The sequence below is a fragment of the Streptomyces sp. 7N604 genome (assembly GCF_052245475.1).
GTDB lineage: Bacteria > Actinomycetota > Actinomycetes > Streptomycetales > Streptomycetaceae > Streptomyces.
Window position 1 is genome coordinate 133,218 of the sequence record NZ_JBQQBX010000026.1, and the last position, 8,965, is coordinate 142,182.

Genomic DNA, 8,965 nt, shown 5'->3' on the forward strand with positions numbered 1-8,965 from the left:
CCGTGGTCAGTCCTTGTCGTCGGGCAGCGCCACGTGCAGCGCCCAGGACACGATCGAGACGATCAGTCCGCCGAGCACGGCCGTCCAGAAGCCGTCCACCTGGAAGGAGAGATCGAACTCGCCCGCGAGCCAGGAGGTGAGCAGCAGCATCAGCGCGTTGACCACCAGCGTGATCAGACCGAGCGTGAGGATGAAGAGCGGCAGGGTCAGCAGCTTGACCACCGGCTTCACCACGAAGTTCACCAGGCCGAAAAGCAGCGCCACGAGTATGAGCGTGAGGACCTTGCGGCCGGTGTTCTCGCCCGTGAGCGTGATGTCCTGGAGCAGCCAGATGGCCACGGCCAGGGCTCCCGCATTGGCGATCGTCTTGACTACGAAGTGCTTCATGGTGAGATCGTCGCAGAACTGATCGGCTGAGCTTAAGGGTGGGGACGGGAATGAAAGCGTTCCGGCTGGATGAACTCGAGGCGGAGCGCGCCGCCAACGAGGGGGCGTATCTGCAGTTCCTGCGCGAACGGAACATGTCGGTCGGGCTGTACGCGCTGGAGGCCGGGACCGTCGACCCGCAGCAGCCGCACCGGCAGGACGAGGTCTACTTCGTGGTCAGCGGCCGCGCCTCGATCACGGTCGGGACGGAGACCACGCAGGTCGGACGGGGCAGCGTGGTGTACGTGCCCGCCGGCGTGCCCCACAAGTTCCACCACATCAGCGAGGACCTGAGGGTCCTGGTCGTCTTCTCTCCCCCGGAAAGCTGACCCGGGGCTCCGCGCATCCCTAGGGGAACGCTCAGGGAAGGACGGGGGCCGCGGGCCGTCCGTACGGCACCCTGCCGCGCCTAGCATCGAAGACACCGGCTCCCGGAAAGACCGGGAGCGACAAGCGGAAGCAGGGACGAACGTGGCTGTCAAGGAGATCTTCGCGGGCCTGCCGTGGTGGGTGAAGTGGGTCGCGGTGCCGTTGCTCGCGATCATCGTCTTCGGCGGCCTGATCATGAGCGTGGTCGGCTTCGTCATCGGGCTGCTCTTCAAGCTTCTGGTGTTCGTCGCCCTCGTCGCCGGACTGATCTACGTGGTCCGGAAGTTCACTTCCTCCTCCTCCCGCGGCGACTGGTAGGCCGGGGGCGGACACCCGCCCCCGGCACCGGCCGGTCCGCCGAGACGACCAGCGCGGCCAGGCCCGTGGTCACCGGCACCGACGCGACCAGACCGATGCTGCCGACCAGGGTCCGTACGATCTCCTCCGCGACGACCTCGCTGCCCGCGACTGTGCCCACGTCGCTGCGCGCGATCGAGAACAGCAGCAGCAGCGGCAGCGAGGCACCCGCGTACGCGAGGACGAGCGTGTTGACCACCGAGGCGATATGGTCCCGGCCGATCCGCAGGCCCGCCCGGTAGAGCTGACGGGCCGTCATCGTCTCGTCGGCCTGTTTGAGTTCCCACACCACAGAGGTCTGGGTGACCGTCACATCGTCCAGCACACCCAGCGACCCGATGACGACCCCCGCGAGCAGCAGACCGCTCAGATCGATCTCCGGATAGAGGCCGTGGATCAGCCCGGTCTCGTCCGAGGTGTTGCCCGTCAGCTCCGCCCAGCCGATGAACAGCGAGCCCAGCAGCCCGATCAGCAGGAGCGAGATCAGCGTGCCGAGAGCTGCCACGGACGTACGGGCGCTGAGACCGTGACACATATACAGCGCGATCAGCATGATGGCGCTGCTTCCGACCACCGCCACGATCAGCGGATTCGAGCCGTGCAGGATCGCCGGGAGGATGAAGAACGACAGCACGGCGAAGCTCAGGGCGAGCGCGATGAGCGCCATCAGCCCGCGCAAGCGGCCGACGACCACCACGGCCAGGGCGAAGATCGCCGCGAGCAGCGTCATGGGGAACCCGCGGTCCACATCGGTGACCGAGTACTGCAGCTCGCGCGGGGCGTCCGGGGCGTACGCCACCACGACGCCCTGCCCGGTGTCCAGCTGCCGGGGCGCGTCGGGCTGGATGACCTCCTCGAAGGTCCGGCCCTTGTCCTTCCCCGACGTCACCTCGATCGTGGCCCGCTTACAGGTGCCGCCGGCCTGCTCCTGGCCCTCGCCCGGCGCCGGCCGGCCCGAGCCATCGGCGGACGGCTGCTGCGGCTGGACGTTTACGTCCGCGCAGTTCACCTCCTCCACCTTCACGACCCTGCCGGACTCGGTCTGCCGGTCGAAGCCGACTCCGGTCCGCTCGTGCTCCGGGACACCGCCGGGCCAGAGCACGACCAGACCGACGACGACGGCCGCGGCGAACGGGATCAGCACCGCGGCGATGACCTTGCGGAGATGGGCCGATACGGGCGCGGCGGCCCCGTGGCTGTGGGTGTGCGGGAGGGGCTCGTGGCGGTGCTCGGGGCGGGGCTCGGGCGTAGGGGTCACCGCCCGATCATCGCAAAACGGTACGGGGCACGGGCCCGGCAGGCCGGATCCGTCCCGGCTCCGCTCTGCCGGACCCCCTTTTCACGCCCCCGAACGACCCGTTACCGTGGTGGCGTTTTGCACACGCGGGAGCTCGGAGCACCGGGCTGAGAGGGCGCTGACCTCCGTACGGGACATCTGGCCAAGGCCAGGAACCGGCTGCGGAAGCCGCTGCGTCGACCGCCGAACCTGTTACCGGGTAATGCCGGCGTAGGGAGTAGGTCTCATGACCCTTCAGGATGCACACACGCCTGCCACCAGCGAGTCGGGCGAGAGCTCGGGCGAAAGCTCGCGCGAGGTCGGCTGGCACAAGGACTACGTGACCGGCTCGCGCCCCGACTTGAGGGTCCCGGTGCGGCGAGTGCACCTCACCAACGGGCAGGAGGTCACGCTCTACGACACCTCCGGCCCGTACACCGACCCCACCGTCGAGACCGACGTCCGCCGCGGCCTCGCCCCGGTCCGCGAGAACTGGATCATCGCGCGCGGCGACACCGAGGAGTACGCCGGGCGCCAGGTGCGCCCGGAGGACGACGGCATCAAGCACACCGCGCCGCGCGGGGGCCTGCTCCGGAGCGGAGCGACTGATCTGCGCGGTCTGGACGCGGTCTTCCCCGGTCGGCCGCGCCGGCCGCGGCGCGGGCGCGACGGGGCCGCCGTCACCCAGCTCGCGTACGCCCGCCGCGGTGAGATCACGGCGGAGATGGAGTACGTCGCGCTCCGCGAGAACGTCTCGCCCGAAGTCGTCCGCGAGGAGATCGCGGCGGGCCGCGCGGTGCTGCCCGCGAACGTCAACCACCCCGAGACCGAGCCGATGATCATCGGCAAGCGGTTCCTGGTGAAGGTCAACGCCAACATCGGCAACTCCGCGGTCACGTCCTCGATCGAGGAGGAGGTGGAGAAGATGACCTGGGCGACCCGCTGGGGCGCCGACACGGTCATGGACCTCTCCACCGGACGCAACATCCACACCACCCGCGAGTGGGTGCTGCGCAACTCCCCCGTCCCCATCGGCACCGTGCCCCTCTACCAGGCACTCGAAAAGGTCGACGGCAGGGCCGAGGAGCTGACCTGGGACATCTACAAGGACACCGTCATCGAACAGGCCGAGCAGGGCGTCGACTACATGACGGTCCACGCGGGCGTGCTGCTGCGCTACGTACCCCTGACGGCCCGTCGCAAGACCGGCATCGTCTCGCGCGGCGGCTCGATCATGGCGGCGTGGTGCCTGGCCCACCACAAGGAGTCGTTCCTCTACGACAACTTCGAGGAGCTCTGCGACATCCTCGCCACCTACGACGTCACGTTCTCCCTGGGCGACGGTCTGCGTCCGGGCTCGATCGCGGACGCCAACGACGAGGCGCAGTTCGCGGAGCTGCGCACGCTCGGCGAGCTGAACCGGATCGCCAAGTCCCACGGCGTCCAGACGATGATCGAGGGCCCGGGCCACGTCCCGATGCACAAGATCAAGGAGAACGTCGACCTCCAGCAGGAGATCTGCGAGGAGGCCCCCTTCTACACACTGGGGCCGCTGGCGACGGACGTCGCGCCCGCGTACGACCACATCACCTCCGGCATCGGCGCGGCGATGATCGCCTGGTGGGGCACGGCGATGCTCTGCTACGTCACGCCGAAGGAGCACCTGGGCCTGCCGGACCGTGACGACGTGAAGACGGGTGTCATCACGTACAAGATCGCGGCGCATGCGGCGGATCTGGCGAAGGGCCACCCGGGCGCGCAGGAGTGGGACGACGCCCTCTCCGACGCGCGCTTCGAGTTCCGCTGGGAGGACCAGTTCAACCTGGCCCTCGACCCGGACACGGCCCGCTCCTTCCACGACGAGACCCTTCCGGCCGAGCCCGCGAAGACCGCGCACTTCTGCTCGATGTGCGGTCCGAAGTTCTGCAGCATGAAAATTAGCAGAAGCATCACAGAGCAGTTCGCCCCCGACGTGGCCGGATCGGCTACGAATGAGGAGGTCGAGGCAGGGATGCTGGAGAAGTCCAAGGAGTTCGCGGAGGCGGGCAACCGCATCTACTTGCCGCTGGCTGACTGACTCGCCTTGAGCGCTGAGAGAGGCCCTGGCTTGCGTCGGGCCTCTCTCAGACTGGTGGATCAGTCGCTAGCACTTCGGGGCCTGGACCACTTGTGCGGCTGCTCATTGAACGGCCAGGCGTGCGCCCGGCGGGATCATGGTGCGTCGTCCCCGGTCGGGACTACCCGGAGGTCCCTGCCTCCGCTGTCCGAGACGGTACGGCGGTGGGTCTTCTCGCCGTCCCACCAGGTGATCGTGGCCCGCCAGCGGCAGTCGTGGCGCTGGGTGCGGCCGACCAGGAAGAGCGAGTAGAAATCGCCCGCCGCGACAGTGTGGGGCAGGCTGAGCGACTGGCCCATGTCCTTCTCCAGCTGCCGGGCCTCCTTCTGCTGCGGGCTGTGCAGCAGATACGCGGCGGGGACGGGGCGGTTCAACGGTAGCGTGTCCAGGTCGACCACCAGGTACGCGGGCTCCTCGGGCCCGGCCCCGCAGCCGGGCGGACCGGTAACCGTGCCCGGCGCGGGCTTCTCGCGGCGCGTCACAGTGACAGAGATGTCCCGGATCTCGACGGACGAACCAGCGTTGCCGTGCACACTGACGGCTGCCTCCAGCGCGCCCGCATGGGCGATCCGTCCCTCCCGCCGCCAGGTCGCCAGCTGCTCGGGGGACGCACCGCTCACGCTGGGGCGCAGCGCGGCGGCGGTCTCGGGGACGTACCAACGGTTCAGGCAGGTATGGTCGTTGGGCTCGACCAGCAGCGTGGCCGGGTCGGCGGGAAAGAGCGCCTGCCGTGCCGATACGGCGGTGGGGACGGCAAAGGCGAGTGCAGCGACGACCGCGCTCCATAGGCCGAGCTTGTTGGCGGTGGAGAGGGCACGGTAGCGGCGGCCCGCACGTCGCAGGCGGTTGTCGATCGGGACTGCGGGGGCTGGCGGCATCCGGTCCGGGGTGGACGCCGGACCCTGTGCAGGGGGCGGTGATGGGGTTCCGCCGCCCGTGTCGCCCCGTTGCGGATCCCCCGCACGACCTGCCATGGAACGCCCTCCCCGGTTGACGGTCCCAGGACCCCGCCTGCTCGGATGGCCCCTTGCATGCCGCACAGTCTACGAACCGTCGGTCATCCGACTGCCCTGCTCTGCACCGGCGTTGGCTGCTGGTCAGCCAGCCACGCCGGGCACCCGGTGCACCGCCGGTGATCCGAACGAAACGGCCTAAGTGAGAGCTGACTGGGCCGCGTCCCAGACAAGATGCCACGGGTAGGCCTCCGGTCGGCCCTTGCCTGGCTCGTTGGGTACGAATCCGCCCTCTCCGTACAGCACGTGCACGCCCATTGCCCGTAGGGTCGCAATGCTCGTCTCGAACTGTGTGTGCTGGACGTAGGCGGCGTTGACGCACGGCATCGTCACCATAGGGATTCCTTTGCCGATGCCCTCGGCCAGGAACCCGACGATGAACTTCTCAGTGATCCCCAGCGCCCACTGATTGATCGTGTTGAAGGTGGCGGGTGCCACAACGGCGACATCTGCGGGGGGCCAGACGTCCGGCTCTTGAGGGAGCTTGTACTGACTGCGCACGGGGTGTCCGGTCAGGTCCTCCAAGGCGGGCAGTTGATCGTCAAGCCAGCGCGCAGCCGTGGGAGTGAGCCCTAGGCAGACATCCCAGCCCGCGGCGTGGGCGCGTTCGATGACGTTCCCGATGTTGAGCACCGGTGGGGCGGCACTGCCCAGCAGATACAGGACGCGATTCGCGGTCATGGCCGCAGTCCACCCTGCTGGGGCTGCTGCCCGCAACTGGGCTCGGCATCGGGCAGATCGTCGTTCGTCGTTCTCGGTATCGGCCCACCGGGTAGCGTTTCGGTGAGGGAGTGACGGAACGGAGCGATGGATGCCCTTCCCCGGGGATGATCACACGGGCGCCCGGATCGCACATCATCGGAAGCGAGCCGGTCTGACGCAGCGCGGGTTGGCTCAAAAGATCCCTTATTCCTACAGCCTGCTCACGCAGGTTGAGTCCGGACACAAGCCGGCCAGCCCGGACCTGGTGGCCACCGTCGCGCAAGCGCTCTGCATCGATGTCACCGCGCTGACGGGTCAGCCGTATGTGACGGAGCTCCAGCAGGATCGATTGGCAGAGTTGATACGGCCGATCCGTGAGGCTCTTGATCTCTATGACCTGGGCGCCGATCCGCAGATTTCCCCTCGTCCGGCTCCCCAACTCGTCGCTGCCGCCCAGCGTCTGTGCCAACAGGTCCGGGCTACGAAGCTCCACGACGCTGCTCGCGATCTTCCAGGCACGATGGCTGAGATCACCACAGCCGCGCATCGCACGCCGTCGTCCGAGCTGTGGGCGGCGCTGTCGAGTACGTACCGCACGGCACACGACGTGGCCGTGAAGCTCGGGTACTACGACCTGTCGACGGTGGCGCTGGACCGTATGGACTGGGCGGCATCGCGCGCCTCCGATCCGCTGTTGTCGGCGGTGCGCCAGTACATGCGCGCGCTCGTCTATTTCCGGGAAGGCGAATACACGATCGGGCAACGACTCATCTCCTCCGGGCAGGGGCTGTTGGAGCAGTCACCGCAGACGAGGGAGAGGCATGCCGTAACGGGACAGCTCCACCTCGGGGCCTCCATCATCGCCGCCCGCGCACGCGACCAGGACGCCGTGACGACGCATCTCACTGAGGCGCGGTCTTACGCTGATCGCGTTGGTGAGGCGACGGATGTGCATTGGCTGTCCTTCGGGCCGACCAACGTGGCAGTACATGCCGTGTCCGCCAACGTCGAAATGCGGCAATACGGCGAAGCGTTGCGGCACGCAGCAGACGTGCGGATCCCGAAGGACTGGGCACTATCCCGTGCCGCCCACTTCCACATCGATCAGGCGCGCGCTCAGATGGAAGCGGGGCGATCCGAAGCGGCCTTGAAGTCCATCGTGACTGCACGCAGGTTGGCGCCGCAGCAGACCCGGTATCACTCGGGCGCTCGCGAAACGATCAGAGGTCTCGTCCACCTGTCCCGACGTACGCCGGACACTCTTGATCATCTGGCCGCCTGGGTAGGGCTGTAGCCCCTTTCACCACTCGCCCCTGGCTTTCACTCAAGTGTGAAAGTCGGGGGCTTGCCACGTCGTCAGCATGAATTACACAGCCGGTTCGCCGACAACGGGACCTGAGGTAGACGACGTGAGAAGCAACGTTGGACATGTTGATCGCTCATCCACAGCGCGAGCGCTTCAGCTGCGCCGGGTGGAGACGGACAGTGCAGCAGTGATCCGGCGTTGGTCTCGTCACCCTCGCTCTGTTGGTCTGGCGCGGGCCCAGCTGCGTGAAGCACTGACCGGTTGGGGCCTGACCGAGATCGAGGACGTGGCCCTCGTGGCTGTCTCAGAGCTGGTGACCAACGCCGTACAGCATGCCCACGTGTCCCCCGGGGTGAGATCGAGACCCGCTACCTGCGCGAAGGCGACGGCGTCCGCATTGAGGTCCATGACGCGGCCGACATGTGGCCCGAGAAGCAGGCGCCTGACGCAGATGCGGAGCACGGGCGGGGCCTGGCGCTGGTGGCAGCTCTGGCGAGCCGCTGGGGCGTGAATGAGCGGGTCGGGGTCGGCAAGTCGGTGTGGGCCGTGTTGACGACGAGTAGTGGAGATGGTGATTGAGATGGCTCGTGATCGGGGTCGTGCACGCGCGCTGGGCGTGCGGAGGGGCGATCACGTGAGCGTGCGGGGCCAGTGGCGTGAAGTGAAGGCGGTTCGGTCGGACCGGCGCGCTTCGGACGGTCCTGCGGTGGTGCTGGTCTTCAAGTCTGGGCCCGCACTGCGGGTGAAAGCGGCGGATGCCCTGACCGTAGATCGCGGTGGACGGCGGGGTCGTCGGGGGGCCCGGTGATGGCGGGGAGGTCAGTGATCAGGTTCGCTGACTGGTCGCTGAGTGCGGACCTGTCGGGCAGTGGGCCGATCTTTGAGTCGGAGTGCACGACGTGTGGTGAGTCGTCGGGGGCGGCCGATGGGAAGGAAGGCCCCGAGACCTGGTGTCTGCGGCATGCGGGCAGTACGGGGCATACGGGCTTCCGAGGCATCACCACCTCGTTCTTTCGCGCCGAGATGGTGAGTGTCCAATGAGCGGCGGCGAGAGGCTTTGGGTTGCGGGCCGGTATGGGCTCAGTGGTGCGCGGGCGTTGTCGCTGCTGGAGGCGCACGGGGTGCAGGTACGGCTGCACGACGTCGCAGTTACTGACATTGAATGCGTGATGTCGTCATGGTGGGGCGGGGACGAGGCCGGTGCCGGTGAGGCAGCCGTCGAGAACGTCGCTGCGGTACTGAAGCTGGCGTAAGCCCCGCCGGACGGCGGCAATCAGCTCTTCGGGATCGGCGAAAGCACGGTTGGCCAGGGTGGTGCGGCGCAGGATGGACCAGATCCCTTCCACGGGGTTCAGGTCGGGCGCGTAGGACGGCAGCTGGTAGACCGTGAGCCACTCCCG

General features: G+C 67.9%; 11 protein-coding genes. 6 read left to right on the forward strand and 5 right to left on the reverse strand.

Translation table 11 applies throughout. The annotated features are described in order from the left end of the window. Positions 1–6: 6 nt before the first annotated feature. The gene (locus tag ACTWP8_RS27210) at positions 7–387 is read right to left on the reverse strand and encodes a phage holin family protein (protein WP_443324736.1); all 381 of its coding nucleotides are present in this window, start codon (positions 385–387) and stop codon (positions 7–9) included. Positions 388–437: 50 nt separating this feature from the next. Between ACTWP8_RS27210 and ACTWP8_RS27215 the strand changes: the two genes are divergently transcribed. After that, the gene (locus tag ACTWP8_RS27215; protein ID WP_443324737.1) at positions 438–755 is read left to right on the forward strand and encodes a cupin domain-containing protein; all 318 of its coding nucleotides are present in this window, start codon (positions 438–440) and stop codon (positions 753–755) included. Positions 756–897: 142 nt separating this feature from the next. Then, complete coding sequence (locus tag ACTWP8_RS27220; protein WP_443316082.1) at positions 898–1,113, forward strand: DUF5326 family protein; 216 nt, start codon at positions 898–900, stop codon at positions 1,111–1,113. Here ACTWP8_RS27220 and ACTWP8_RS27225 read toward each other — a convergent pair. Continuing rightward, positions 1,082–2,410, reverse strand: coding sequence for a YibE/F family protein (locus ACTWP8_RS27225; RefSeq protein WP_443324738.1), 1,329 nt, complete (start codon positions 2,408–2,410; stop codon positions 1,082–1,084). The genes ACTWP8_RS27220 and ACTWP8_RS27225 overlap by 32 nt on opposite strands. 265 nt (positions 2,411–2,675) lie before the next feature. Between ACTWP8_RS27225 and thiC the strand changes: the two genes are divergently transcribed. Then, positions 2,676–4,505 (forward strand): phosphomethylpyrimidine synthase ThiC, encoded by a 1,830-nt coding sequence (thiC, locus tag ACTWP8_RS27230; protein WP_443324739.1) that lies wholly within the window; start codon positions 2,676–2,678, stop codon positions 4,503–4,505. A 134-nt stretch (positions 4,506–4,639) separates the two neighbouring features. On the opposite strand, the gene ACTWP8_RS27235 is transcribed toward thiC, so the two are convergent. Both ACTWP8_RS27235 and ACTWP8_RS27240 read right to left on the reverse strand, forming a co-directional pair. After that, the gene (locus ACTWP8_RS27235) at positions 4,640–5,422 is read right to left on the reverse strand and encodes a hypothetical protein (RefSeq protein WP_443324740.1); all 783 of its coding nucleotides are present in this window, start codon (positions 5,420–5,422) and stop codon (positions 4,640–4,642) included. 273 nt (positions 5,423–5,695) lie between these two features. Next, positions 5,696–6,238, reverse strand: a complete 543-nt coding sequence (locus tag ACTWP8_RS27240; protein WP_443324741.1) for a flavoprotein — start codon at positions 6,236–6,238, stop codon at positions 5,696–5,698. 130 nt (positions 6,239–6,368) lie between these two features. On the opposite strand from ACTWP8_RS27240, the gene ACTWP8_RS27245 reads away from it, so the two are divergent. The 3 genes from ACTWP8_RS27245 to ACTWP8_RS27255 all read left to right on the forward strand — a co-directional run bounded on the left by ACTWP8_RS27245 (position 6,369) and on the right by ACTWP8_RS27255 (position 8,606). Further along, complete coding sequence (locus tag ACTWP8_RS27245; RefSeq protein ID WP_443324742.1) at positions 6,369–7,553, forward strand: helix-turn-helix domain-containing protein; 1,185 nt, start codon at positions 6,369–6,371, stop codon at positions 7,551–7,553. A 273-nt stretch (positions 7,554–7,826) separates the two neighbouring features. Beyond that, positions 7,827–8,144, forward strand: a complete 318-nt coding sequence (locus tag ACTWP8_RS27250; protein WP_443324743.1) for an ATP-binding protein — start codon at positions 7,827–7,829, stop codon at positions 8,142–8,144. Positions 8,145–8,372: 228 nt separating this feature from the next. Next, positions 8,373–8,606: a DUF7848 domain-containing protein gene (locus tag ACTWP8_RS27255; protein ID WP_443324744.1), complete on the forward strand. Its 234-nt coding sequence runs from the start codon at positions 8,373–8,375 to the stop codon at positions 8,604–8,606. A gap of 134 nt (positions 8,607–8,740) precedes the next feature. Here ACTWP8_RS27255 and ACTWP8_RS27260 read toward each other — a convergent pair. Then, a partial coding sequence (locus ACTWP8_RS27260) for a transposase (protein WP_443324745.1) occupies positions 8,741–8,965 on the reverse strand: 225 nt, incomplete at its 5' end.